A 26,354-nucleotide genomic window follows, 5' to 3' on the forward strand; every position below is an offset into this window, starting at 1 on the left:
TAAAGCTTTCTAATAAAAGTTTTACTAGTACTATAAAATAAAAAGCATTTACATTAGTAAGTGCTTTTTATTTTATAAATATTATCGAAAATTTAAGAAAATTAAATATATATGCCGAATTTAACAAACAATTAACAATGAATTAACAATCATTTAATAAAAACTCTCTATATTAATTCTTATTAAGATAAATATTTTAAATCATTTTAATAGTAAATAATAATTTATAATAACCAGCAGGAAATAATATTAAGTTTTGGGGGATAATGATGAAAAAATATTAAGTTTTGGGGGATAATGATGAAAATAGTAAAAAAGATTACTGTTGTCTCTGAGGCAACAGGAGGCAAAATAATTGATAAATATATATGTAATAAATGTAGTAAGGTAGTAAAAAGAGTACCTAGGGTTGAGACAGAAAGAGAACTTAAGTACTCTAGATTAATTTATTGTATTTGTAATGAATGTAGTAAATAATTTAGTTTATGATAAAGATTTAATTATTTATAAGTAGTATTGCAGTGACTGCTTATTAACTAAATTTCATAATTATAAGTAAGGGGAGAGGTTATGGATTTATATCACTATACAGATGTTCATGGGTTAGAAAATATATTAAAAAGCAGAAAAATAAGATTTACTTCTTTAAAATATGTAGATTGTAAAAGCGAAAATTTATCTAGCAACTTATTTGATTATGGATCTAATATTTTTGTTTCATGTTTTACAATAAAAATGAAGAAAGTGTAGAGCTTTGGAATACAAACAGCGAATATGGACAAGGAGTACGATTAAAATTTCAAAAAGATTTAATTAATGGATTTACAAAGAAATATAAAAGAGAAGATATAAAATATATAGTTCATGGAGATGGAAAAATATATAAAGTTGAGCATACAAATGATCAAGAAAAAATATATCCTAAAATTTTTCAAAAGAATAATATAGGTAAGGGAGTATTTCTCCAAAATATAGGAAAATATAAAAACTTATCTTATAAGCTTGAAGAAGAGTGGAGATATAAATTAATAGTTTGTAGTTACTTAGAAAGAAATAATGGTAACTACTGTATGCTAGAAAAAGTACCTATTGATCACTATGATGTAGATATAAACAAAGAAGCTTTATATAATATGGAGGTAACCATAGGATACAATGTAAACATAAAGGAGAAAGATAGAATCTGTAAATTGATTAATGAATATAATAATGAAAATTTTGCTCAAATAATTTGTAAAGAAAGTGTATTAAAATAATTAGATTATTTTTCAGCAAAGAGTCAACAGTTTTTTGGATGTCTAATTCTGTAATATCACTTAATTCCTTATTATCTAATGAATTAAATGTTCTAGGCACTAGATTATATGTTTTACAATTACTAGACATAAAGTTCTTAGGGGTTGTACTAATTGGAATATTAATGAGTAGAGGATCGAATTTTATACATGATTTATTAGTAAAAATAACAAATATAAAAGCAAAGTAGCATTTGGGAGTAATTGTCCTAGGTGCTACTTTTTTTATAAGAGTTTTTATTTATACTATTAATGATGACTATTATAACTTGCTTTAGAATAAGTTGTTAGTTTTTTTGTGAACTAATCATGGAATCCTTACTAATGTTAGTTATTTTGTTTTTCATAAACATATGACACGTTACATAAAAAAATAATATAATATATTATCCTTGAATTATAGTAATAAGGTGAGTAACAAAAGAATAATAGAGGCACAAAGGAGATAATCAAATGAAAAATCAAATTTATGACTATATAATTGTAGGGGCTGGTACAGCAGGTGCTACTATTGCAAAAACCCTTACGGATAACAGAGAAAATTCAGTATTGGTTTTAGAAGCAGGAGAAAATAATGATAATGATGAACCAATTCGTAACTCTACCTTTGCACCTGTACTACAAAGTCTCTTTTTCCCACAATACTTTTGGCAGGGTCAAGGAGTACCTCAAGACGAGCTCAATAATAGAACATTCCCTTGGACCACAGGAAGGTTATTAGGAGGTGCTTCTTCAGTTAACCGTCAACTATGGGTAAGACCTACAACTGCAGTAATAAAAAATGGCAAGCGCTACTTGGTCCACTTTGGTCTCCAGAAGAGGTAATTGAAAGATTCAAAGAATTAGAAAAATACAATGGACGTACAAATAATCCTGAGGCTCGTGGCTTCAGAGGGCCTGTAGATGTTAGACAAGCTCCTGTTAATCCGACTAGAATGGCTCAAAAACTTGCTTTGGCTATTGAAAGAGCAACAGACTTTGAAGAAATACTAGATTACAACAATCCGGATACACCAATAGGGCCGTATACGCGTAATCAATACACTCAAGAACCGGATGGCACTCGTGAAAGCTCTTCAACTGCATTCCTTTCAAGAAAAATAGTAGATAAAGAAGGCTGCGGAGTAAATGGAAGAAATTTAATGTTGCTGACTAAATCTACTGCTGTTAATATAATTTTTTGTGATAATATTGCTATTGGCGTTGATTTTCTAAGAGAGGGTCTCTACTTTAGCGCATTTGCAAGAAAGAAAGTTATAGTATGCGCAGGTGCTATTAAAAGTCCTAAGCTGTTAATGCTATCAGGAATCGGTCCAGCAAATGAACTTAGAGCAAAAGGAATTTCTGTTATATTCGATAATCAAAATGTTGGTAAAAACCTTGCTAATCACCCCATAATAGCTGCTATATTTTCTACTAATCCGAATGATAAACCAGTACCACCTGATGATCCAAATGCTCATTTGATAGCAGGAGCTTTCTTACCAAATCCAGCGCCAGGATCAAATCCAAAGTTGAGAGCGGTACAGATAGAACCATTTTTCTCCAACAATACTTTAATTGTAGGAATATCTCCTATACAACCTAAGAGCCGTGGCTTTGAAATGATACAGGCAAATGATTCACTTAAAATTGAACTTGGAGATGAAGAATTCTTAGAGAATGAGGATGACATGAAATTATTAAAAGATACTTTTAAAGTGTATGTTAAAAACATTGCAGCTAATCTTAGAGCTATTGATCCTAGGTATCAACTTCTTTCACCAACACTTGATGTAATTAATGATGATACAAAACTTAAAAACTTTATCAGACAAAATCTAAGTTTGACGTTCCATGAGGAGAGTACGCTTAGAATGGCACGTTCTGCTTCGGATGGTGTTGTAAATTTCAAAGGAGAAGTTTTTGGTGTTAAGAATTTGGTTGTTGCTGATAATTCAATAATCCCATTTGTTGCAGATGGTAACACTTCTGCACCAGCATATCTTATAGGACTAACAATTGCCCAACAATTATTGAAAGAGGATAACACAAATCAAAATAAATGCTAATAATATAGAATAGGAATCCGCCAAGAATTTAGGTGGATTTCCCTTTTTCTTTATATAAATTAAATAAAAAGTAAACAGAAGCTTGAAGAGATCAATAATGAGTATTAAAATTAATTTGTTATAAAAATATAAATACATACATATGATGTGAGGTTGAAAATGAAAATACGAAAACCAGGTTACTTTGATGAATTTAAATGTATAGCTTCTGAATGTGAAGATACTTGTTGTGCTGGATGGGGAATAGTTATAGATGAAGAAACTCATAAGCGTTATTTATCTGTAGAAGGTAAATTTGGAGATGAATTAAGAAGTAAAATACTTAATGAAGATGGAGAAAATATTTTTGCTTTACAAGGAGATAGATGTTCATTTTTAAACGAAAATAATTTCTGTGATATATATAATGAACTAGGAGCAGATAGTCTTTGCTATACATGTAGACAATATCCACGTTACCTAGAGGAATTTGGTAACTTACGTGAAATTGGAATATCTTTATCCTGTCCTGAAGCTGCAAGAATAATACTAAGAACAACTAAAAAAGTTGAATTTGAATTAACAGAAAATGCTGAAGAAGTTAATAGCTACAATGATATAAATCCAATGGTTTATATTAATCTTATGCAGTGTAGAAAAATAGTTTTTGATATTTTACAAAATAGAAATTTAGATTTAAAAATTAGAGGCTCCTTAGTACTTATTTTTGTAAATGAAATTCAAGAGAAGATAGATTTAAATGATATACAATCAATTAAAACTGTTAAGGATAAATATTTAGATAACGACTTTATTAATGAAACTATCAATAAACTTGAAAAATTTAAAGAAAAGAGAAATGAAAAATATCTTAATATAAATGAAGTTATTAAAGTCTTTAGAGATTTAAAACATATAAAACCTAATGATATTTTAGGCTTAGAAGATGCATTAAGATACTTTTGGCAAAATGAAGATGATAAAGCTATTTATTTAGATATTCATAAAAGCTTTAATGAATATTATAAGGGTAAAAGCTATCACTTTGAACAAATCTTAGTTTATTTTGTATTTAGATACTTTATGAAGGCTGTTTTTGACTATGATGCTTTAGCTAAAATTAAAATCGCATTAGTAAGTTATATAATGATTAAAGAATTATGTGTAGTAAGGTATTTAGAAAATAAAGATTTTACAGAAACAGATATGGTGGATATAGCACATACTTATTCTAAGGATGTAGAGCATTTAGAAGAAAATATTGAAACATTAGAAGAGTTATTTGAAACAAATGATGTGTTTAGTATTAAAGAATTATTAGCTATTTTAATGAATTAATAAGGTTATTTTGCTTTTTAACTTATGACTTTTTATTGTTGTAACTTTATAGTATAATAGTCATAAAACCTTATATTTACAGGTTTGTACTTAAATTTATGTTTGTGAGGTATAAAAAAATATGTTAACTCCAATGATGAGACAATATTTTGAGATAAAAGAAAATTATAAAGACTGTATTTTATTTTTTAGATTAGGTGACTTTTATGAAATGTTCTTTGAAGATGCTAAAATAGCTTCTAGAGAACTAGAATTGGTTTTAACTGGAAGAGACTGTGGCCTTGAAGAGAGAGCACCTATGTGCGGAATACCATTTCATGCAGCTTCATCTTATATAGCAAGACTTGTTAATAAGGGATATAAAGTAGCTATTGGTGAGCAAGTTGAAGATGTTTCAGTTGCTAAAGGAATAGTTAAAAGAGATGTTATAAAGGTTATAACTCCTGGTACATATATAGAAAACACTGAAGACAGTGAGTATAAAAATACTTATTTAATGTGCATAGTTGAAGATGCTGGATATTACGGGTTAGCCTCTTCTGATATATCTACTGGAGAATTTAAGGTAACTAGTTTTACAGCAATAAAAGCAAGTTTATTAGATGAAATAACTAAAATTGCTCCAAAAGAAATAATTGTAGATATAAACATAAGTGAGGAATTATTATCAGAAATAACCTCTATATCTTCTGCATTAATTACTAAGAGAGATCTAAGTAAAAGTATTTGTTCTGAAAAAGAACTTCTAGAGCAGTTTTCAGAAGTATGTGTAGCTAACTTAAATGATTTATCTAAAACTGTTTCTAAAGCTTTATTAAAATATATTTATGATACTCAAAAGATGACATTAACTAATATAAATTTATTAGAGTATTATGACATAATTAACTATATGACTATAGATGGTAACTCAAGAAGAAATTTAGAGCTTACTGAAAACTTAAAGGAAAAATCTAAAAAAGGTAGCTTAATTTGGGTATTAGATAAAACTTCTACTTCTATGGGAGGAAGAGCCATAAGAAAGTGGATTGAAGAGCCTCTTATAATAAAATCTGAAATAGAAAAAAGATTAGAAGGTGTAGAAGAGCTTTATAATAATGCATATTTTAATGAAGATTTAAGAGCTCTACTTAAAGAGATTTATGATGTAGAAAGAATTGTAGGTAAAATTTCTAATAAAAATGCCAATGCTAAAGATTTAGTTTCTCTTAGATGTTCTCTTGAAAAACTACCAGGAATAAAGAAACATTTATCTTCAGCTAATTCATGTATTTTAAAGGAATGGTATAAAGAATTAGATGAGTTAACTGATATTAAGGAACTTTTATCTAAATCTATTTTAGATGATCCATCTATTGCCTTAAAAGAAGGTAACATAATTAGAGATGGATATAATGAAGAAGTAGATAGTTTAAGAACGGCTAAGCTTCATGGTAAGGAATGGATATCTGCATTAGAAAATAGGGAAAGAGACTTTACAGGAATAAGATCACTAAAGGTAGGTTATAATAAAGTATTTGGTTATTATATAGAAATATCAAGAGCAAATTATAGCTCAATTCCTGAAGGTAGATATATAAGAAAGCAAACTTTAGCTAACGCTGAAAGATTTATAACTCAAGAATTAAAAGAAATGGAAGATAAAATCTTAGGAGCTGAAGAAAAATTAGTATCTTTAGAATATGATTTATTTATATCTGTAAGAGAATCTATAGAAAAGGAAATTGCAAGACTTAAAAAAAGTGCTAGAATTATTGGAAATTTAGATGCCTTATCTACTTTATCTATAATAGCCGTAGAAAATGATTATATTAAGCCTAATGTAAATGAAGATGGTATTATAGAAATAACTGAAGGTAGACACCCAGTAGTAGAAAAAGTTATTGGGAAAGGTGAATTTGTTTCTAATGACACAACCTTAAATTCAGATGATAATAGATTACTACTTATTACTGGTCCTAATATGGCAGGTAAGTCTACATATATGAGGCAAGTTGCATTAATAACTCTTATGGCTCAAATAGGTTCCTTTGTTCCAGCTAAGGCTGCTAACATTTCTATATGTGATAAGATATTTACAAGGATAGGTGCTTCAGATGACTTAGCAGGGGGAAAATCTACCTTCATGGTTGAAATGTGGGAAGTATCTAACATACTAAAAAATGCTACATCTAAAAGCTTAGTATTACTAGATGAAGTTGGAAGAGGAACTTCAACTTATGATGGGCTAAGTATAGCTTGGTCAGTAATAGAATATATATCTAAAAATAATGATCTTAAATGCAAGACTCTTTTTGCAACTCATTATCACGAATTAACAAAGCTAGAAGGCGTTATTGAAGGTGTTAAAAATTATTCTGTTGCTGTTAGTGAAATTGATGATACTATAATATTCTTAAGAAAGATAGTAGAAGGTGGCGCAGACCAATCCTATGGAATAGAAGTTGCAAAGCTTGCTGGATTACCAAATGAAGTTATCAATAGAGCTAAAGAAATATTATCTTCACTAGAAAGCTCTTCAGAAAATAATTCATTAGATATTACTTCAATTAAAGAAGTTGCAACTGATAAGGATGAAGATAATAAGTCTATTAATAATACAAAGGCAGTAGAAATTTCAGAAGTTAATTGTTCTAATAATATTAAAGAAAATTCTATAGAAAAAGAATTAGAGCCTATAAATAATAATGTATTGGAAGATACTAATATAAAGAAAGAATCTAAAAATAAAAAGAATTTTAATGATGAAATAAATGATTATCAAATAGATTTTACTATGATAGAAAAAGATAATTTAATTAATTCAATTGCTGATATAGATGTTATGGCTTTAACTCCTATGGATGCAATGAATACATTATACAAGTTAACACTTGAAGCTAAGAGGGTAAAGTAATTGAGGTGAATATATGAAAAGAATAAATCTATTAGATGAACATACCTCTAATAAAATAGCAGCTGGAGAAGTGGTTGAACGCCCTTCTTCAGTTGTTAAAGAATTAGTAGAAAACTCAATAGATGCAGATGCTAAAAATATCACCGTCGAAATAGAAGAAGGTGGTATTTCTTTAATAAGAATTATAGATGATGGTAATGGAATACATAAGGATGATATTAAAAAGGCTTTTATGCCTCATGCAACCTCTAAGATTCAAAATGTAGAGGATATATATTCTATTATGACATTAGGCTTTAGAGGGGAAGCATTGGCCTCTGTAGCATCTATATCAAAAGTACTTTTAAGGAGTAAAATGGATGGAGATGATTTCGGTTCTGAAATTTCAATAGAAGGTGGTGAAATACTTTCTGTAAATGAAACAGGAACTAATAAGGGAACAATAATAGAAGTTAGAGATTTATTTTATAATGTACCCGCTAGAAGAAAGTTTTTAAAATCTACTTCAAGGGAAGGTGCATTAATAAGTGATATAATTTCAAGGATTGCATTATCAAATCCTAATATATCAATAAAATTTTATAATAACGGTAAAAAAGTACTACATACCTATGGAACAGGTAACCTTAAGGATGTTATTAGAACTGTATATGGAAAGTCTATAAGTGAGAATTTAATATACTTTGAAAGTGCAGAAGATGCAATTCATTTATATGGATATATAGGTAAAGAAGAAATAGCTAGAGGTTCTAGAAATAATCAAAGCATATTTGTAAATGGTAGATATATAAAGAATAAAACTATAGTTGCTGCTATGGAAAATGCATTTAAATCTTTTGCTACTGTAAATAAATTTCCTTTCTTTGTGTTATTCCTTGAAGTATATCCTGAGTTTGTAGATGTTAATATACATCCAACTAAGGCTGAAATTAAATTTAAAGAGGATAGAGGAATATTTAAAAAGGTATTTGATGCAGTTCATAAAGCTTTTAGAAGTGAAGTCTTTAATGATTTTTATATTCCTGAAGAAGAAAAAGAGCAAAAGGATGAGGTACCTACTGAAGTAGTAGAAAAAATTTCATTCAATATAAATTTAAATGATACTTATTCAGGCAACTTACCTTTATCGCAATATGATGATATTAATAATAAGAGTAAGGAAAATGAATTAAGCAGTAATATACAAGGAATTTCTTATGATGATTTAAGAAGAGAAGAAGAGCTTTATAATAATCTTAAAAATCTAAAAGAGCTTGGTAAATTAGATATTAAGATGCCTAATAATTTAAATAATGAAGATAATAGTAATAGCAATAAATATAATCCTATAGACTATGATTCAAATAATGTAGTACGTGAAGATAAAAGAGAATTTGCAAATAATGAAATAAATGAAGAAGTATCAATTATTAAGGAAAACATAAATAATTCAGAAATTAGAAATGCAAAATTCCCTAATTTAAAGATAATAGGACAGTTTAATAAAACATATATATTAGCAGAATATGATGAAGTTTTATATATGATAGATCAGCATGCTGCTCATGAAAAGATTCTTTTTGAAAAGTACTTAAAGAGCATAGAAGAGGGTGATATAGTAGTACAACAACTTCTAGTACCAACCTTAATAGATCTAACTAATGATGACTTTTGTTATTATGAAGAAAACTCTAATATATTTACTATGGCAGGATTTAATGTAGAAAGCTTTGGTGGAAATACAATAGCAATTAAAGAAGTACCATACTTCTTAGGTAAACTAGATCCAAGAAATTTATTTATAAATATCTTAGATAATATAAAATCATTAGGTAGTGGAAAGACAACAGAAGTAAAATACAATAGAATTGCAACACTTGCATGTAAAGCTGCTGTTAAAGCTAATGATTACTTAAATCACGTAGAGATGGAAAAACTTATAAATGATTTAAGATATATAGATGACCCATTCCATTGTCCTCATGGTAGACCTGTAATAATAAAGTTTACAAACTACGAATTGGATAAAAAATTTAGGAGAATTGTATAAAAGGAGTAACAATGAAAGACAGAGTTTTAGTTATAGCAGGTCCAACAGCAGTTGGAAAAACAGATCTATCTATAAAGTTAGCAAAAGAATTAAATGGGGAAATAGTTTCTACTGATTCAATGCAAATATATAAGTATATGGATATTGGCTCTGCTAAAATTACTAAAGAAGAAATGTGTGATGTTAAGCATCATATGATAGATGTAGTAGATCCTAGTATACCATTTTCCGTTGCTGATTATAAAGAAATGGCACAAAAGTGTATAGATGATATTTTATCTAGAGGAAAGCTTCCAATATTAGCTGGTGGTACAGGGTTATATATAAATGCTTTAACTTGTAATATGAATTTTACAGAAGCAGAAAATGATTTAGAGTACAGAAATGAATTAGAAAAGCTTGCAGAAAGCTATGGAAATGAATATATCCATAATATGCTTAAAGAAATAGATCCTATAAGTTACAAAGAAATTCATTATAATAACAAAAAAAGAGTAATTAGAGCTTTAGAAGTATATAAATTAACTAAGAAACCTTTTAGTTCCTTTAATGCAGGCGAAGAGTTTTATAACGGACCTTATGATGTAAATTATTATGTACTTAATATGGATAGAGAAAAACTTTATAATAGAATAAACCTAAGAGTAGACATAATGATGGAAAGAGGTCTACTTGATGAGTGTATAAAATTAAAGGAAATGGGGTATAATTCATCTGTACAGTCAATGCAAGGAATAGGATATAAAGAGATATTTTATTATTTAGAACATAAAATATCATTAAATGAGGCTGTTGAAATGATTAAACAAGGATCAAGAAATTATGCTAAGAGACAATTAACTTGGTTTAGAAGAGATCCTAGGTCAATATTCTTAGATAAGGATATTATTACTGAAGATGATATATTTAAAAAAATAGTTAATGATTTATTACTATAAAATATATAATTTTATTATATAAAAATCATATGGAGGTGATTTAATTGACTAAGCAACCTAACAACTTACAAGATATATTTTTAAATGGAGCAAGAAAAAATAAAATTTCCGTTATTATATATTTAACTAATGGATTTCAATTGAAAGGGTATGTAAAAGGCTTTGATAGTTTCACGGTTGTACTAGATTCAGATGGAAAACAAATGTTAGTATATAAACATGCTATAACAACTATTACCCCTCTAAAACCAATACTATTTAATAATGAAGAAGAGTAGGCAAATAATGCCTACTTTTTATTATTCTGCTTTGAAAATAAATTAAAATATGATAATATTTAATTTATCTGATATATATAGTTTATACATAATTACTTAGAAGGGAGAGTTTACATATTATTAATAAATATGTAATGATACATTATGTTAAGAGAAACAGAAGAATTAATGATGAAAAATTATAATTTTAAACAAAAGACTTTTGAATTGTATAAAGAGGCTTTAAAAGACGTTGAAGAGGTTTTTGGATCTTATGATGAAATAAGAGAATACAATCAATTAAAGGTGTTAAAGGCTTTCCAAGATGAAAGGATTAGTGATTCACACTTTACAAATTCATCTGGTTATGGCTATGACGATATAGGAAGAGATTCCTTAGATAAAGTTTATGCAAGAGTATTTAATACTGAAAGTGCATTAGTTAGACCTCACTTTGTTAATGGTACACATGCCATAGGCTGTGCTTTAATGGGAAACCTAAGAACTGGAGATACAATGGTATGTATTTCAGGAGCACCTTATGATACATTACATAACATAATAGGAATAAGTGGTAAAGAAAATATAGGTTCTCTTAGAGAATATGGAGTTAACTACAAACAAGTTGATTTAAAAGATGGTAAATTTGATTTTGATAAAATAAAAGAAGTGCTATCTACTGATTCTTCAATAAAGCTTGTACATATTCAAAGAAGTACTGGTTATGGATGGAGAAATTCATTTCTAGTAAGTGAGCTTGGTGAAGTTATTAACTTTGTAAAAAGCATAAGAGAAGATATAGTAGTTTTTGTTGACAACTGTTATGGAGAGTTTATAGATACTATAGAACCTACAGATGTTGGAGCTGATTTAATTTCAGGCTCTCTTATAAAGAATATAGGTGGGGGAATAGCACCAACCGGAGGATATATAGCTGGTAAAAAGCCTTATGTTGAACAAGCTAGCTTTAGATTAACTACACCAGGAATAGGAGGAGAGTGTGGCTCAACATTTGGAGTTATGAGACAATTCTATCAAGGCTTATTCTTAGCTCCTCATATAGCCATGGAAGCTGTTAAAGGCGCTGTATTTTGTTCAAGAATAATGGAGCTTGCAGGTTTTGATGTTCTTCCTAAATATAATGAAAAAAGAAGTGATATTATTCAAGCTATTAAGTTTGGAAATAAAGAAAATCTAATCAAATTCTGTAAGGGAATACAAAAAGGTTCTCCAATAGATTCATTTGTTGAATGTGAACCTTGGGCTATGCCTGGTTATAATGATGAGGTTATAATGGCAGCAGGAGCCTTTATACAAGGATCTTCTATTGAATTATCTGCTGATGCTCCAATAAGAGAGCCTTATATTGCATACCTTCAAGGTGGACTTACTTTTGATCATGCTAAGATAGGTATTTTAATCTCTTTAAATAATATAGTATAATAGTAAGAAAGTAATATATAACTAAAAAACACCATTAGCTTTTGTATAAAATAGCTAGTGGTGTTTTTTATTATTCATCTATATGAAAAATCATTTCTTTAATATATTCTATATCTATATTTTTATCTTTATCTTTTAAAGTTTTTTTAGCTTCACTATCGTTTATATTTTCTAGTATCTGATAACAGTATTCATCTTCATACTCTGAATCATTTTCTTTATCTAAATCAACACATATTTCTGTTACACTAATATTTGAATCAATATATTCAAATGGAGTTACAATTAACTCTTCACCAATAGAGTCATCTATACTAATTAATATTGAAAATATTAAATCTGGAACAGATATAATTGCACAGGAAGAAGCAATGGCATATATATAAATATTAAACTCTAGTATATAGCTAACTATAGTTGGTATAAAACCTAATAGTATAAAAGGAAGTATTAATGATAATATTAGTCTAACTTTTTTTATAGGTTTATTAGAAGAAACATAAATATTCATATTTAAAGGATTAAATTCTAATTTAACAACATTCTTTTTAAATGCATTTGGAAAGAATACTGCTTTTAAGAAAGCATAAGGAATTTCTAATATAAAGTATAACACAACTAATAGTACTAAGAATTTAATACCTACTTTTATAAAATCATCACCAAGGTAAAATAAACTATAGCCTAATCCAAAAGCGTATATAGAAGCCACAATAACTTTCATAAGTAATACTATAGAAAAAAAGTCTTTTTTAATAATATACCCTTTGCTATCTTCATTTATAAAATAATCATTTGTCTTACTATCTTTTTTAAAAAGAGAAAACTTCAAAATTACACCTCCTAAAATAGTAATAAAAAAATAAGAGTCATACAATATTGTATGACTCTTATTTTTTAATATGCTCTAAATAAACCAACTAATTTACCTAAAATAGAACAGTCTTCAACAATAATAGGGGATAAGCTATCATTTTCAGGTTGAAGTCTTATATGATCCTTTTCTTTATAAAAGGTTTTTATAGTAGCATCATTTTCAATTAATGCTACAACTACATCTCCGTTTTTAGCAGTTTGAGATTTTTCTATAATTGCATAATCTCCATCATGAATACCTATATTAATCATGCTGTTTCCTGTTACTCTTAACATAAATAATTCTTCATTATGCTTTATATAATCCATTGGAATAGGAAAAGTATCCTCTATATTCTCAGTTGCTAGAATAGGAGTTCCTGCAGTAACTCTCCCTACTAATGGAATGTTTAGCATTTCTTTTTTTACATTAGAAGTTTCCAAAATTTCTAATGCTCTAGGTTTGGTTGGATCTCTTCTTATTAATCCTTTTTTTTCTAATCTTTTTAAATGGCCGTGAACAGTTGATGTAGATCTTAAATTAACAGCGTCACAAATTTCTCTAACTGAAGGTGGGTAACCTTTATTCTCAGTATATATTTTTAAGAACTCATAAATTTCTAATTGTTTATCTTTTATTTCGTTCATTTTAACACCTCACTCTATTATTAACATTATAGCATAAAGTTTAGTTTATATCAAACTTATGTTCTGGAAACTAGAGTTCTTTCCATTGATGTTTGATTATGTAATATATATTTGATATAATATAATTTGTTTTAATTTTATAAACATAGGTGGTGTAGTGATGGATATTAAGAAATATAAAGAAGATGATTATTGTGATATATATCCTAATAGAATCTGTGATAATTGCGGTGATTGCTTAGAAGAAGAAGGTATAGATGTAAGAGCTATAAAAATAGAGGATATAGCAAAAACTGTTGAAGAAAATGAATATCTAGAAAATGAATATAAAAAAATGCTAGAGGCATTAAAAGAAGAAGAATTATTATCTAAGGAAAATGAATTAAAAGAAGAGTATTCACTAGAAAATGAATCTTCAGAATATGTAGATGCATTTGATCATATTGAATATATTGATGATTTAGAATTATTTGAAGAAGATTCATTAGAAGAGCTTACAGAAGAAGTTTTTCCGGGAGTTAGAAAGTTAAAAGGGAAGTTTTAATATACCTTTAATATAAATGGTTAAGATATAAAGATATCTTAACCATTTATATTTTAGATAAAGGATTTGATTTTACTGCATCTCTTAGGATTTCTTCATCTACATGAGTATAGATTTGAGTAGTAGATATATTTTCATGTCCTAATATACTTTGTAAGCTTCTTATATCTACATTTCCATGCTTGTACATTAATGTAGCAGCTGTATGCCTTAATTTATGAGGAGTATATTTATTATCAACCAATCCTAAATTAGTTATATGTTTCTTAACTAACAATTCAACAGTTCTTTTATTTATAGGTTTAAAGCGGGAGGAGAGTAGTAGATACTCTTTATCTTCACTTGTGCATTTAGAACTATCTCTTACAGATAAATAATTATTAATAGCTTTTAAGCAAGCTTCATTTAAATAAACAGTTCGTTCTTTATTACCTTTGCCTATTATAGTTAAAGTATCACCTTTAATTTTATCTATTTTAATGCTACAAAGCTCTGATAAACGCATACCACAATTTAAGAACAATGTTAAAATACAATAATCCCTATAATAATTTTTATTTTCCTTATCCAATGAATTTAGTAAATTTAAGCTTTCATCTAAAGTCAAATAAATAGGATGCCTTTTACTTATTTTAGGAGACTCTAATTCTAAAGTGGGATTATCATCTATTATTTTTGCTTTACCATGAAGAAATTTAAAATAAGATTTTAAAGTAGCGACCTTTCTTGCCCTTGCATAATTTCCGTTTTCTCTTTGTTTTTCAGTAAAAGATAAAAAAGCATATATATCTGTTAATTTTATATTTTTAATAAAGAAATTATCTATTTCTCTAATATCTATTTCTGAGAATTCCAAAGAGTCATCTTTAATAAGTCCTTTGTATATCTTTAAAAACCTAAAGAACATTGTTAAATCTATTTCATATCCCTTTATAGTATTAGGGGATTTCCCCTTAATAGTTTCTAGATAATTCAAAAAATTTATAACTGATTCTGGTAAGTTTCTAATTTCAACTTGTTGAATTCCATACCTATTTATAATAGAATTATCGTTCAAATTCAATTTATCGACAGAATTCAACTCTATACTCATCTTGGAATTTTTCTTATATATCTTTTGAGCTTTTTTTATGCTTCGATTTATACCAAGTTCTTTAAGCCAAATTTGAACATTTCTAACTCCAGTATCATAAATTTCTGCTAGCTGTGAAGTTGATAATTTGTGTATTTCAGCAAGTTTAAATAGATCTTCAATTATATATTCATATCCACGTTCAACACCTAAATCGTAGTAATTGGAATAAACCGAATGAAGTTTTTTCTTATCTTTACTTGATAGTTCTACAACTAAAAGATTTTTTACGTCGCTAGTATATAAAAAATCTTTATACTTATATGTTTTCGTTCGTCCTGTAGACATTTTTCACCTCCAAAATCATTGTAAAGCCTTGATTTTATTATATCATAGCGTTTTTAAAGTTACAATAGTACGAAATATAATAAATGTATATTTAGCGAAATAAAATTAGCTGTTTTTTAAGGTGTTTTTATAATATTTTTATTAATTAAGCTATCTTAATGTTTAAATTTATATATACCCTCTGTATCTCTTTATATAAATTTAAAATAACGACATGATTTTACCTAGTATAAACTTAATAAATTTATTTGTCTTTATTTATAGCAAAAATGAATTTATTAAATATTTTTAGCTTATTTTGCTATACATAATTATCGAATAATTATATTCACATTTTTATCCACTTGTTGTTATCAATTATTAATTTATTAATTTTAATAATAAAATAAACATATTAAACATTATGTAAACTAATTTAATAAACAATGCTTTTATTTAGCATTGTTTAAATTATTACATCTTTATAATTATTATCATTAAAATTATCTATATTAATATTATATTCTGTAGTCTCCTTTGATTTTAATATATACTTCCACATTCTTTTATCATAACCATTTATAACTACATTATTATTATCAATATCTCTTATAGAAAATTTTTGGGATACGCTTTTTAGATTCCAAAGTTTTATTTTTGGAGTATTTAATCCTAAACTTAACCATTTTTCATTAAACTTTCCATAACTATTTAAATCTAAATCTTCGCTACTACTATATATATAAATTATAGACTTAGGAATTTCTTCATTTTTAAAATTCTTTTTAACTATAGTAAATAACAACAAGTCTAATGCTGAAGATAGATCAATATTATAATTAATGCAGGAATCTAAAATTATTTTTATATCTTGAACAATATTCAATCCTGTTACTTTATTGAATTTAGGATTGTTTTTAAAGGACATATAGTAGTTTTTAAAGCTGTTTAAATTCATTTTATTATATAAGAGTATTGTTGTAATTAAAATTTCAAAATACCTACTATCTCTTTTCAACACTTCTGTTTCTATGCCGTTTATTACTAATGTATCTTCAATATTATCTTCACAGCTTTTATATTCTTGTATAATATATTGCCAATTTTTTATATACATATCTTCTGTACTGTTCATCTCCAAGTTATTCAAGTTTTTTATAATATCAGAGACTATATTTTCTGGATTCTTAAATGGAAAATTACTATTAACATTTCTTTTTATATATTTCTCGAAGTTTTCTTTATCTCTTTTAATAAAAGCTTTTTTGTATTTAATAATATTTAATCTTGTTAAGTTTTTATAATTTATATTTAAGTAATCTTTTCTACTTAGATCTCTTTCTACTATACCAATTTTTCCTCTTAGACTAGATAAGAGTTTTCTATATTCTTTTTGAGAGTATCCCAATAATTTTCTAGTCTTATTGCCTAAAATTATAGACTCTTTAGATGATGTATTTTCAGATTTTAGCCATTTACCTAAGGTTGACGGTATTTTTGAATTTATATCTATTTCTATTTGGTCTTTAAATAATTTAACAACGTCTTCTTCTAGATTAGTGTCAAATAAATAATATAAATCATCCCAACGTCCATACTTAGGGATTAAAGTTAGATTATTCTTTATATATTTAGTATGTTCATTTGCTAGGTATTTAATTAAAATTCTAAAAATTCTCTTTTCTCCTAATCCATTTATTTTATCTCTAATAAAAAATAAAAGTCTTAAGCTATATGCGGAGTCATAATAAAAGACTTTTAGATAGTTTTCTATAATATCTTCTTCTTTCGCAAATCTAAACAAGGAGATATTCTCTAGAAACTCTTCTATAACACTTTTATTGTTTTCATATTCATCTACCCCAATTTCTGAGACTTTATATAATTCTTCTCTTATTTTATTTAGTATACTAGACATAACTACCTCCTTAAATCAATACAAGACACGCTATAAAAATAAATATTACATATAAATATGGCTGCAAGTGTCTTTTCAAGATACATTTTTAATTGGGCTGTTAGTATCTTTTCATTATTATTTTATTGTAAACATTTAACTTTTAGAACAAAAAAAGTGATTATTGCACTTTTTATAATTCTATAATTTTTATAATTAACTCCTTAAGAATTAATTCTGATTTTGAAGTACCATTTTTAAAATATCTAACTTGTTTATAATTTATACCATTTAAATTTAAATCTATTACATCTATTTTATCTCCTATATATGTAATTGGCTCTTTTCTACCTTTTAAATATATTGATACTTTCATATTCTTTTCATACTCCCTCTATTAATAATATTTAAAATAAAAAATATAGTATTAGTTACATTTTAATATAACTATACTATATTTATAATACCATATTTTATTTGAAAATATTAAATGGTTTACCTACTGGTAAAAATACTTTCCCAAAATGTTTATTTAACACTGCTGCTCCACTTCCATAGAATGAAAAAATTGAAATCCCAAGTTCTGAAATGGCAGCTAAATTATGAGAAAAGTGTGGCATAATACCAAAAGAATTTAGCATTAAACCTATAAAAAGTAAATCTATTAGAACGAAAATAAAGAACAATACCTTGGTAGTCTCCATAGCTCCTATAGTCATAAATAATGTAAATATTAAATAAGCTAAAAATGCAAAGCCTAATTGTTTTGTATCAGCAGCTGCTGAAAGTTTTTCTCCGAAAACCCCATTTTGTATAAGCCAAGTCATTCCCATGGCATACCAAAAGAATGCATAAGCTCCAAAGGCAGTAGCTCCAAAAGTATTGTTATGTTTAAAATCGTTTATACAGGCAAATAATTGAGCGGTAGCTCCTAAAAATATAGCCCATGGTAATACAAGAGATACCCCTTGTGTAATTCCTAATTTTTGAGATGAAGCAACTAGTGTTATAACAGCTAGTCCAAATAATCCCAATGCTGAAGGATCTGCAACTAAAATTTTTACTTCTTTTGTTTCTTCCATGATTTCCTCCTATGTAATGTTATTGACAACCTTTAAAAGATTATCAAATATTTTAAAGGTTGTCAATAAGGCATCTGAAAATAAATAATAAGTCAAAGATGGGAAGTATATTTTGAGTTAGACAAGGAAACAGGTTCCGCAGATAGTAGCACTATCTAAGGGTTCTGTTGACGCAGTATAACACAAAATAGACGAACATTCTGACTTGCTTATTTTTTGAAGATGCCTAAAGCAATTCACTAATTTATCTATTTTTATACTCTTCTATTTTATTAGAGATATCCTCCAGATATTCTAACCTCTCATATTTAAATAAAAGTTCTTCTTCTATAGTTTCTTTTTCTTTCATAAGTTCATTTAAAGCTCCATAATCAGATGAATTTTTGCTCATTTTTAATTCAATTTTTGATATAGAATTTTCTAAGTTTTCTATAACAGAATATATTTCTTCAAATTCCTTTTGTTCTTTAAATGTGAATTTAGGTTTATTAGATGTATTCTTATACTCCTTTTGATCGGATTTTTTTACTTTTTCTTGCAATAGTGGTTTTTCTACTGATTTTTCATATTCCTTATGTATTAAATAATCACTATAGTTACCTACATACTGCTTTATATAACCATTACCTTCATAAGAAAAAATTTTATTACATAATCTATCTAAGAAATATCTATCATGTGATACTATTATAACAACTCCAAGGAATTCATCTAAGAAATCTTCTAAAAGTTTTAAAGTTTCTATATCTAAGTCATTTGTTGGCTCATCTAATATAAGTACATTAGGAGATTCCATTAGAATTCTCAATAAATGTAATCTTCTTCTCTCTCCTCCAGACAACTTTTCTATAGGAGTATATTGCATGGTTCCATCAAAAAGAAATCTTTCGGCTAATTGAGATGCTGTAATATTATAACCATCATCTGTAGGAATATTTTCTCCGCCCTCTTTTATATAATCTATAGCCCTTTGATTTAAATCCATATGACTATTATCCTGTGAAAAAGTCCCTATACTTACCGTATCTCCTACTTCTATATTCCCCTTATCTGGTGTTAATGAGCCCATAATCATATTTATTAAAGTAGTCTTTCCAGCTCCATTTTTTCCTATTATCCCTATTCTATCATTTTTAGAAAATATATAATTAAAATCTTCAATTAGTACTTTATCATCAAATGATTTAGATAGATTGTTTATTTCTATAATCTTTTTACCTAATCTTCTTCCTATAAAAGGCATCTCAATATCAGTATTAACTGTTACATATTCAGTATTTACTAACTCATCAAATCTTTGAAGACGGGCTTTTTGTTTTGTAGTTCTAGCTTTAGCTCCTCTTTTTACCCATTTTAATTCTTTTATTATAAGTTTTTGTCTTTTTTCTTCCATTGAAGCTTCAATTTGTAATCTTTCAACCTTTTTTTCTAGAAAATCACTATAGTTACCTTCATATAAATAAAGATTTCCTCTATCTAACTCTACTATTTTATTCGTTACTCTATCTAAGAAGTATCTATCATGAGTAATCATGATTAAGGCACCTTTTCTAGAGTTTAAGTATTCTTCTAGCCATTCTATTGATTCTGAATCTAAATGGTTAGTTGGCTCATCAAGAACTAATAATTCACAAGGAGTTATTAATGATGAAGCAAGAAAAACTCTTTTCCTTTGCCCACCTGATAGTTCTGACATCTTCTTATTAAAGTCATTTATTCCTAGCTTTGTTAATATTGTTTTAGCATCACTTTCTAGATCCCATAAGTTCATGGTATCTATTTTACTTTGAAGATCTATCAATTTATCATTTAATGATATATCATTATTCACCTTTTCTAACAATTCTTCATACTCCATTAAAAGCTTCATTTCAGGAGTATCTCCTTTAAATATCTGTTCTAAAATAGTAGCTTTATCATCAAACTTTGTATCTTGAGCTAAATACTCTATTCTTATATTTTTTCCTTTTACTATCTTTCCATCAAAAAATTCATCTCTTCCAGTTAATATCTTTAATAAAGTAGACTTCCCTGCTCCATTTAAACCTATTAAACCAATTTTATCACCATCATTTATATTTAATGTAATATTATTTAATAATATTTTTTCACTGTAAGTCTTACTTACATTTTCTAATGTAATTAAATTCATATAATTCTCCTTAAACTATTTATCTATTAGTATATATATCTATTTTAAATAAAAAAGTAAGCTTAGACAACTGTAAATTATCTAAGCTTATCTTTTATTGTAGGGCTATTCTGCTCTTATATTTATTTTCTATTAATTTATATACTGGTACACCTACAATTGTAACTACTACAAATTCACCAATTCCTACTTGAAGCATTGTTAAAACCATAGGTAAATTAGCAACAACACTAAGCATCCATCCTATTATAATCCCATTAAATATAGTTGGCCATAATGATGCTATTATTAAACTATATCTTTTAGATTTTATGTACTTAGATGTAAGAGATATTGCAGATACACTTAAAAAAGTAGCTGCTGTTCCAAAGACCATATCTGCGATTCCATATCCTCCAAATACATTAGATAATAAACATCCTACAGTTAGCCCAACTATGTAAAATGGATCTATAAAAGCTAATAAAACTAAAACTTCTGATAATCTAAATTGTATAGGTCCATAGCTTATAGGAGCAAGTACTACAGTTAAAACTGTATAAATGGCTGCTACTAAAGCTGTTTTAACTAATTTTTTTGTAATGTTTTCTTTCAAAGTAATCTCCTCCAAATGATATTATTTATAATAAAAAGGCGCCTAAAAATTAGACACCTCAAAAAATACGAATTAAATAATACTACAAATTTACTAGTTATAAAATTAAAATAGAGGACTCAAAAAATGAACCCTCTACGAATAAAATCACACTTAATATAAATTGCAATTAATTACCGTAGTTTTATTTATAGACAGGAGGTTTACGAACTGTCTTATTTAATTTTTCTACAACATTATAATTTATAATCTTAATAATGTCAATGTATAGCTACAATTTTATCTAAATAACTAACTAAATTAGTTAACTCCTTAGATTTATCTAGCCACCAATCTCTACTCCATATACGATAGAGTTTTATATTTTTACTTCTTAAATAACCATTTAAATAAATATCCTTTATTGAGCAACTTGAACTTCCTCCTATAATTTCTCCATCAATTTCAATTAATACAAGTATATTTAATTTTCTATCTTTAACTGCAAGAGGAATTCTAAATATATCTATGGATACATTGTATTCAACTAGATATCCTAAGCGCTCTAAATATTTGTATATATAATTTACTATAGGATTATTTCTATAGTCCCTATTAACTAATGACTTCTTAGTTTCAACTATATCAAAATTATTGAAACCTAAAGAATTTAAGCCTATGATCTTATTCTTAGATAATATTATTAGATTGTTATCAAATTTATGAAGATCAATTAAATTATTAATATAAGAGCTAGTTAAGTCATCTAATATTATTATCTTATCAAAACCTAAAGTATTTATATCTTCTTTAAAAAGATTTAAGTTATCTAAATTAGTGATTACACAAGGAAATAAATTTTCATATAGTTCTTTGTTTGTAAAATCAATTTTTTCTATTGTATTTATTGAAACATGCAATTTTTCCCGTAATATATTATTCCATACGCAATTAATAGAATTTAATATTAAATTATTTTTTGTGATTAAATCCTCTTCTATATCATGAATTAATTTATCAAAATCTTTATATTTATCTAGAATATCAAGGTTTGTAGTTTCCTCATCTTCTATTTCTAAATAAAGCTTTAATTTAGGAATACTTAAAATAATATCATTTAATTCTTTTTTATCTTCTATATTTGCATAGCAGTAATCTAATATATCTCTATCTATTCTTCTTATGGTGTTAATGTAGCTAATAGTATCCTTTATATTGTATGATATATTGATTATTTTCCTATATAGAATCAACTGATCCTTTATATCATCTCCTTGGACTAATTTAGATAATAGTTCCTCATAAGTTTCATTATTTAGTATATCTTTTAAGAACTTAATATTTTCAATATATAGTTTTAAAATTTTAAAATTATCCCTGTATTCTTTTGTTATTTCTTCTTTGATATTTAAAAATTCATTTAAATTTTTTTCATATATAGTATTGTTCCTTTTTTTATTAAATATACTTAAAATTCCTCTTTGTTTTTTGTGACTTAATAAATTACAATTATATTTAAAATTTACTATATTAACTAGATTACTTATATCCATATCATTCGTAGAAGGATTGACTAAAAATGTTTCTATAAAATCCTCAGTGTATTGAGAATAAATAAAAGGCACTTTAAAAACACTATCTTTGATTAATTCATCAATTTTATATATTGCCAAACTCAATTTATTATAATCTGTTGAATTATTTAAAGTTTTAAATATATTATTATCTATAAATCGCCTATATTTTATGTATTTTCTAACTACATCTGAGTTTAAAATTCTATTTACAGAATCACTTATTTCATTATAGCTATAATTTTCTAAAGGTTTCTTTATTCTATATATTTTGTAGTATTTAAAAATAGGGTCATACTTATTTAATTTTTTATTAGTAATTGAGTATTTCTCTATCATTGCTAAAGAATTTTCTTTTTCTATAGAGAAAAACCTTATTATACTTAGTAAATCATTTATTTTTCTATCTATGTTTCTGGATAATAGGTCTACCTTATTTATAGCTGTCTTACCAGTTGATTCTGGTAAATTTAATATTTCTTCTTTTAAACTATGTTTAATATTTTCTTCTACTAAATCAATTACTTCTGTTCCTAGGTTATTTATAAGATCAATTTTCTTTATTTTATCAATATAATTATTAGATATAATTAATACTTGTTTTTTATTAAACATTAAATTAGATAATATATTTTCAAGTATAGACATTAAATAATCTTCATCACAATTGTTAACTAATAAATTATTTTCTGTATATGAACAATTTAAAATTAACTCTCCTATATAATCCAAATTAGATACTTTAAAAATATCTTGTTCTTCAGCAAAATTACCTACCATTTATTAAATCACGCTGCTATTTAAAGCAACTCCCTCCTGTTTATTTTAAGTTAATAGTGTTAATACAATATATTCATAAAAATTACAAATTATAATCATATTTTAAATTATAATTTTCATTTATTGTCTATAATACTAATAGCTTAAAAATAAGGAGTTGATCTTTTGAAGAAAATTTTAAAATTTATAGCATTACCCATAGTAACACTTATAATAACATGCATACTAATTGCTTTTTACTTCAAAGGGGCACTTATACTGACAGTAGATATACTTCATGAATTAAAAACTTCTAATAAAAGTATAGAAACATTAAGTGAGCTAACTGATTATTATTGCTCTACTTCAATGGATATTGAGGGTTTAAGATATAAGGATAGTTTATCGAACGATGTGTTTCTAGATATATATAAATCAAATAAAAATGATAAACCTTCACCAGTTATTATTTATGTTCACGGTGGAAGCTGGCTATATGGTGATAATGGAATACCAATAGGATTAGATCCTGTTGTAGAAGGATTTAATAAAAGAGGATTTAACATAATAAGCCTATCTTATGAACTACTTAAAGAGGATACCCCTATTTCTAATCCTATAAGTGATGTAAAAGATGCTATAAGATGGGTTTATAAAAATGCTGATAAATATAATTTTGATACTGATGAAATTGGCTTAATTGGAATATCTTCTGGAGCACATTTATCTTTGTTAGCAGCTTATTCAAACGAGGATGACTTTATTGGTGATAAAGAGCTATCATCTTATCCAGCTAAAGTTAAATATGTTATTGATGTGTTTGGTCCAACTGAATTATCTACACTAGATTTCTCATTAGTAGAAGATGAATTTAAAGATGAAATTTCAAAAATAAAAAATACTTCTCTCTTTAAAGAATTATATAGCCCTATTAATTATGCTACTAAAGACTCTCCAAACACCTTAATAATACATAGCAAAAATGATGAACTAGTTCCATATAAAAATTCGCTAGATTTATATAACAAACTTCAAGAACTAGATGTTAAATCTAAGTTTTTAAGTTTAGATTCTGGAGGACATGATTTTGATGGGTTTAGTAAAAAAGAAATAACCGCTTTAACTTTTGAAATTTTAAAATTTCTTACTATAAATACTTCATTATAAAAAAGTTGCCAAGGCGAGCTTACTGAACCGTCAACTTTTTTTCACACATTTTAAAAATATAATTTCCTATAGAATAAAAAGGCTAGCTATAAAAAGCTAGCCTTTTATTAATTATTATAATTAACTCCATATTTAATGTAATAATCCTCTATAGCATCTTTCATATTATCATCTATATGTATTTTACCGTTAACTTCTCTATTATATAAGTAATTTACTACTTCTTTCATTGTAACTATCGGGTATGTAACTATTCCGAAAACTTCTTTTATTTCTTCTTGTGCTGATTTATCAGATTTTCCTCTTTCCATTCTATCTACAGAAATAATAAGACCTTTTATATCTAAATTACCTTGAGACTTTAATATTGGCACAGTTTCATAGATAGATGTTCCAGCAGTCATAACATCTTCCACTATTACTACTCTTTTATCATCCTTAAGAGATCCACCTAAAAGTATGCCTCCTTCACCATGATCTTTAACTTCTTTTCTATTTGAACAATATTCAACATTTAAGTCATATAAGTCATTAAGAGATATTGCAGTAGTTACTGTTAATGGAATACCTTTATAAGCTGGTCCAAATAGCACATCTAAATCACTTCCAAAGTTGCTATATATAGCTTTGGCATAAAATTCTCCTAATTTTTTCAATTGCTCTCCAGTTGTATAGTTACCAGTATTAATAAAGAAAGGTGTATTTCTTCCGCTTTTAGTAATAAAGCTGCCAAATTTTAATACATTACTTTCTACCATGAATTCTATAAAATCTTCCTTATATCTTTCCATATTAAACATCCCTTCCAACGCAAATATTAAACTATAAATTATAGGTCTTTATAATTCTACCATTATTTACTTGACTTTTCTAATATTTTTTTAAAGAAAAAGCATTAAAATAAGATTTAATGCTTTTCCATCCTTGTGAATATTAAATTATCATTTCTTACCTGTAGCTTCTTTATCTAACTCATATAATCTGGCTCTTTCTTCTTTAGTAAGCTCTAAAGAGCCTTCTCTTTTCTTTATTAGTTTTTCTAATTCCTGAAACTTAGCATCACCTAGTTTAATTTTTATTACATCTACTTTCATATTTTTAAGTTCTGTTTTTTCTAATCCAGATAGTAAATCACCTTTAGCAGCTTTTTCTTTTAATTCATTGAATCTTTCTTTTTGTGATGCATTAAGGTAACCTTCATTTTCGGGAGTCCAAAAGTCATCAAACTTTTCCTTACCTAAATCGGTAATATAATCATTAGATACTCTTAAAGCATTTGCCTTATTTTTCACCTCATCAGCTTGCACGTAATTAAAATTTGAAAAACTTATAATTGTTGCTGATAAAATAAATAGTGTAGCTAATTTCTTAATCATCTTTTGTACCTCCTTTTTACTTATATATTCACATTATTATTATATGAAGAATATAAAATTTTAAATGAAGAAAATTTTTCTATTAAACTTTTTAACTTAAT

Annotated in this window: 24 protein-coding genes and 1 pseudogene; 14 read left to right on the plus strand and 11 right to left on the minus strand. The window is 26.5% G+C overall.

Annotated features, from left to right (window positions below):
* Positions 1–300: 300 nt before the first annotated feature.
* From ACYUEX_RS13430 to ACYUEX_RS13485, 12 genes and pseudogenes are all read left to right on the plus strand, one after another.
* Positions 301–477: a hypothetical protein gene (locus tag ACYUEX_RS13430; RefSeq protein ID WP_411167661.1), complete on the plus strand. Its 177-nt coding sequence runs from the start codon at positions 301–303 to the stop codon at positions 475–477.
* 93 nt (positions 478–570) lie between these two features.
* Positions 571–750 (plus strand): hypothetical protein, encoded by a 180-nt coding sequence (locus ACYUEX_RS13435; RefSeq protein ID WP_460288640.1) that lies wholly within the window; start codon positions 571–573, stop codon positions 748–750.
* Positions 720–1,256 (plus strand): hypothetical protein, encoded by a 537-nt coding sequence (locus ACYUEX_RS13440; protein ID WP_460288641.1) that lies wholly within the window; start codon positions 720–722, stop codon positions 1,254–1,256. Before ACYUEX_RS13435 ends, ACYUEX_RS13440 begins: the two co-directional genes overlap by 31 nt.
* A 38-nt stretch (positions 1,257–1,294) precedes the next feature.
* Complete coding sequence (locus tag ACYUEX_RS13445) at positions 1,295–1,486, plus strand: hypothetical protein (RefSeq protein WP_460288642.1); 192 nt, start codon at positions 1,295–1,297, stop codon at positions 1,484–1,486.
* Positions 1,487–1,748: 262 nt separating this feature from the next.
* A pseudogene (locus ACYUEX_RS13450) lies at positions 1,749–2,629 on the plus strand (GMC family oxidoreductase N-terminal domain-containing protein); the annotation flags it as partial.
* A 180-nt stretch (positions 2,630–2,809) separates the two neighbouring features.
* Positions 2,810–3,346 carry a GMC family oxidoreductase gene (locus ACYUEX_RS13455; RefSeq protein WP_460288782.1) on the plus strand — a complete coding sequence of 179 codons (537 nt, stop codon included), beginning with the start codon at positions 2,810–2,812 and terminating at the stop codon, positions 3,344–3,346.
* A gap of 159 nt (positions 3,347–3,505) precedes the next feature.
* Positions 3,506–4,663: a flagellin lysine-N-methylase gene (gene fliB, locus ACYUEX_RS13460; protein ID WP_460288643.1), complete on the plus strand. Its 1,158-nt coding sequence runs from the start codon at positions 3,506–3,508 to the stop codon at positions 4,661–4,663.
* A 121-nt stretch (positions 4,664–4,784) separates the two neighbouring features.
* A complete protein-coding gene (gene mutS, locus ACYUEX_RS13465; RefSeq protein ID WP_460288644.1) occupies positions 4,785–7,559 on the plus strand; it encodes a DNA mismatch repair protein MutS in 2,775 nt (924 codons plus the stop codon).
* Between the two features lie 13 nt (positions 7,560–7,572).
* Positions 7,573–9,588, plus strand: coding sequence for a DNA mismatch repair endonuclease MutL (gene mutL / locus ACYUEX_RS13470; RefSeq protein ID WP_460288645.1), 2,016 nt, complete (start codon positions 7,573–7,575; stop codon positions 9,586–9,588).
* An 11-nt stretch (positions 9,589–9,599) separates the two neighbouring features.
* On the plus strand, positions 9,600–10,526 hold the full coding sequence (gene miaA / locus ACYUEX_RS13475) for a tRNA (adenosine(37)-N6)-dimethylallyltransferase MiaA (protein WP_460288646.1): 927 nt from the start codon (positions 9,600–9,602) through the stop codon (positions 10,524–10,526).
* 44 nt (positions 10,527–10,570) lie between these two features.
* Positions 10,571–10,804 carry an RNA chaperone Hfq gene (hfq, locus tag ACYUEX_RS13480; RefSeq protein ID WP_411167654.1) on the plus strand — a complete coding sequence of 78 codons (234 nt, stop codon included), beginning with the start codon at positions 10,571–10,573 and terminating at the stop codon, positions 10,802–10,804.
* Between the two features lie 144 nt (positions 10,805–10,948).
* Entirely contained in the window at positions 10,949–12,226 is a 1,278-nt protein-coding gene (locus tag ACYUEX_RS13485; protein ID WP_460288647.1) for a methionine gamma-lyase family protein, read from the plus strand.
* Positions 12,227–12,296: 70 nt separating this feature from the next.
* On the opposite strand, the gene ACYUEX_RS13490 is transcribed toward ACYUEX_RS13485, so the two are convergent.
* Entirely contained in the window at positions 12,297–13,058 is a 762-nt protein-coding gene (locus ACYUEX_RS13490; RefSeq protein WP_460288648.1) for a DUF3267 domain-containing protein, read from the minus strand.
* A 65-nt stretch (positions 13,059–13,123) separates the two neighbouring features.
* Positions 13,124–13,729, minus strand: a complete 606-nt coding sequence (gene lexA / locus ACYUEX_RS13495) for a transcriptional repressor LexA (protein ID WP_460288649.1) — start codon at positions 13,727–13,729, stop codon at positions 13,124–13,126.
* A 160-nt stretch (positions 13,730–13,889) separates the two neighbouring features.
* Here lexA and ACYUEX_RS13500 point away from each other — a divergent pair, with 160 nt between their 5' ends.
* Positions 13,890–14,273, plus strand: a complete 384-nt coding sequence (locus ACYUEX_RS13500) for a hypothetical protein (RefSeq protein WP_411167650.1) — start codon at positions 13,890–13,892, stop codon at positions 14,271–14,273.
* A gap of 46 nt (positions 14,274–14,319) precedes the next feature.
* Here the strand turns inward: ACYUEX_RS13500 and ACYUEX_RS13505 are convergent, their stop codons facing one another.
* The 7 genes from ACYUEX_RS13505 to ACYUEX_RS13535 form a co-directional block, all read right to left on the minus strand.
* Positions 14,320–15,366, minus strand: a complete 1,047-nt coding sequence (locus tag ACYUEX_RS13505) for a tyrosine recombinase XerC (RefSeq protein WP_460288783.1) — start codon at positions 15,364–15,366, stop codon at positions 14,320–14,322.
* A 772-nt stretch (positions 15,367–16,138) separates the two neighbouring features.
* On the minus strand, positions 16,139–17,590 hold the full coding sequence (locus ACYUEX_RS13510) for a DUF2828 family protein (protein WP_460288650.1): 1,452 nt from the start codon (positions 17,588–17,590) through the stop codon (positions 16,139–16,141).
* A gap of 172 nt (positions 17,591–17,762) precedes the next feature.
* A complete protein-coding gene (locus tag ACYUEX_RS13515; protein WP_460288651.1) occupies positions 17,763–17,945 on the minus strand; it encodes a hypothetical protein in 183 nt (60 codons plus the stop codon).
* A gap of 97 nt (positions 17,946–18,042) precedes the next feature.
* Positions 18,043–18,651, minus strand: coding sequence for an acetate uptake transporter (locus ACYUEX_RS13520; protein ID WP_460288652.1), 609 nt, complete (start codon positions 18,649–18,651; stop codon positions 18,043–18,045).
* 244 nt (positions 18,652–18,895) lie between these two features.
* Positions 18,896–20,803, minus strand: coding sequence for an ABC-F family ATP-binding cassette domain-containing protein (locus ACYUEX_RS13525; protein WP_460288653.1), 1,908 nt, complete (start codon positions 20,801–20,803; stop codon positions 18,896–18,898).
* 94 nt (positions 20,804–20,897) lie between these two features.
* On the minus strand, positions 20,898–21,398 hold the full coding sequence (locus ACYUEX_RS13530; RefSeq protein ID WP_460288654.1) for a QueT transporter family protein: 501 nt from the start codon (positions 21,396–21,398) through the stop codon (positions 20,898–20,900).
* Between the two features lie 260 nt (positions 21,399–21,658).
* Entirely contained in the window at positions 21,659–23,731 is a 2,073-nt protein-coding gene (locus ACYUEX_RS13535) for a hypothetical protein (protein ID WP_460288655.1), read from the minus strand.
* 165 nt (positions 23,732–23,896) lie between these two features.
* Between ACYUEX_RS13535 and ACYUEX_RS13540 the strand changes: the two genes are divergently transcribed.
* A complete protein-coding gene (locus ACYUEX_RS13540) occupies positions 23,897–24,877 on the plus strand; it encodes an alpha/beta hydrolase fold domain-containing protein (protein WP_460288656.1) in 981 nt (326 codons plus the stop codon).
* Positions 24,878–24,984: 107 nt separating this feature from the next.
* On the opposite strand, the gene pyrE is transcribed toward ACYUEX_RS13540, so the two are convergent.
* Entirely contained in the window at positions 24,985–25,668 is a 684-nt protein-coding gene (gene pyrE, locus ACYUEX_RS13545; protein WP_460288657.1) for an orotate phosphoribosyltransferase, read from the minus strand.
* 150 nt (positions 25,669–25,818) lie between these two features.
* Positions 25,819–26,253 (minus strand): hypothetical protein, encoded by a 435-nt coding sequence (locus tag ACYUEX_RS13550; protein ID WP_460288658.1) that lies wholly within the window; start codon positions 26,251–26,253, stop codon positions 25,819–25,821.
* Positions 26,254–26,354: the final 101 nt, after the last annotated feature.

This window comes from Clostridium sp. CTA-7 (assembly GCF_054768095.1).

What these genes read in the sequence shown, in the direction of transcription:
- ACYUEX_RS13430 (WP_411167661.1), top strand. Translation starts at nt 301, where the DNA reads ATGAAAATAGTAAAAAAGATTACTGTTGTCTCTGAGGCAACAGGAGGC.
- ACYUEX_RS13435 (WP_460288640.1), top strand. Translation starts at nt 571, where the DNA reads ATGGATTTATATCACTATACAGATGTTCATGGGTTAGAAAATATATTA.
- ACYUEX_RS13440 (WP_460288641.1), top strand. Translation starts at nt 720, where the DNA reads ATGTTTTACAATAAAAATGAAGAAAGTGTAGAGCTTTGGAATACAAAC.
- ACYUEX_RS13445 (WP_460288642.1), top strand. Translation starts at nt 1,295, where the DNA reads ATGTCTAATTCTGTAATATCACTTAATTCCTTATTATCTAATGAATTA.
- fliB (WP_460288643.1), top strand. Translation starts at nt 3,506, where the DNA reads ATGAAAATACGAAAACCAGGTTACTTTGATGAATTTAAATGTATAGCT.
- mutS (WP_460288644.1), top strand. Translation starts at nt 4,785, where the DNA reads ATGTTAACTCCAATGATGAGACAATATTTTGAGATAAAAGAAAATTAT.
- mutL (WP_460288645.1), top strand. Translation starts at nt 7,573, where the DNA reads ATGAAAAGAATAAATCTATTAGATGAACATACCTCTAATAAAATAGCA.
- miaA (WP_460288646.1), top strand. Translation starts at nt 9,600, where the DNA reads ATGAAAGACAGAGTTTTAGTTATAGCAGGTCCAACAGCAGTTGGAAAA.
- ACYUEX_RS13485 (WP_460288647.1), top strand. Translation starts at nt 10,949, where the DNA reads ATGTTAAGAGAAACAGAAGAATTAATGATGAAAAATTATAATTTTAAA.
- lexA (WP_460288649.1), bottom strand. Translation starts at nt 13,729, where the DNA reads ATGAACGAAATAAAAGATAAACAATTAGAAATTTATGAGTTCTTAAAA.
- ACYUEX_RS13500 (WP_411167650.1), top strand. Translation starts at nt 13,890, where the DNA reads ATGGATATTAAGAAATATAAAGAAGATGATTATTGTGATATATATCCT.
- ACYUEX_RS13505 (WP_460288783.1), bottom strand. Translation starts at nt 15,366, where the DNA reads ATGAGTATAGAGTTGAATTCTGTCGATAAATTGAATTTGAACGATAAT.
- ACYUEX_RS13510 (WP_460288650.1), bottom strand. Translation starts at nt 17,590, where the DNA reads ATGTCTAGTATACTAAATAAAATAAGAGAAGAATTATATAAAGTCTCA.
- ACYUEX_RS13515 (WP_460288651.1), bottom strand. Translation starts at nt 17,945, where the DNA reads ATGAAAGTATCAATATATTTAAAAGGTAGAAAAGAGCCAATTACATAT.
- ACYUEX_RS13520 (WP_460288652.1), bottom strand. Translation starts at nt 18,651, where the DNA reads ATGGAAGAAACAAAAGAAGTAAAAATTTTAGTTGCAGATCCTTCAGCA.
- ACYUEX_RS13525 (WP_460288653.1), bottom strand. Translation starts at nt 20,803, where the DNA reads ATGAATTTAATTACATTAGAAAATGTAAGTAAGACTTACAGTGAAAAA.
- ACYUEX_RS13535 (WP_460288655.1), bottom strand. Translation starts at nt 23,731, where the DNA reads ATGGTAGGTAATTTTGCTGAAGAACAAGATATTTTTAAAGTATCTAAT.
- pyrE (WP_460288657.1), bottom strand. Translation starts at nt 25,668, where the DNA reads ATGGAAAGATATAAGGAAGATTTTATAGAATTCATGGTAGAAAGTAAT.
- ACYUEX_RS13550 (WP_460288658.1), bottom strand. Translation starts at nt 26,253, where the DNA reads ATGATTAAGAAATTAGCTACACTATTTATTTTATCAGCAACAATTATA.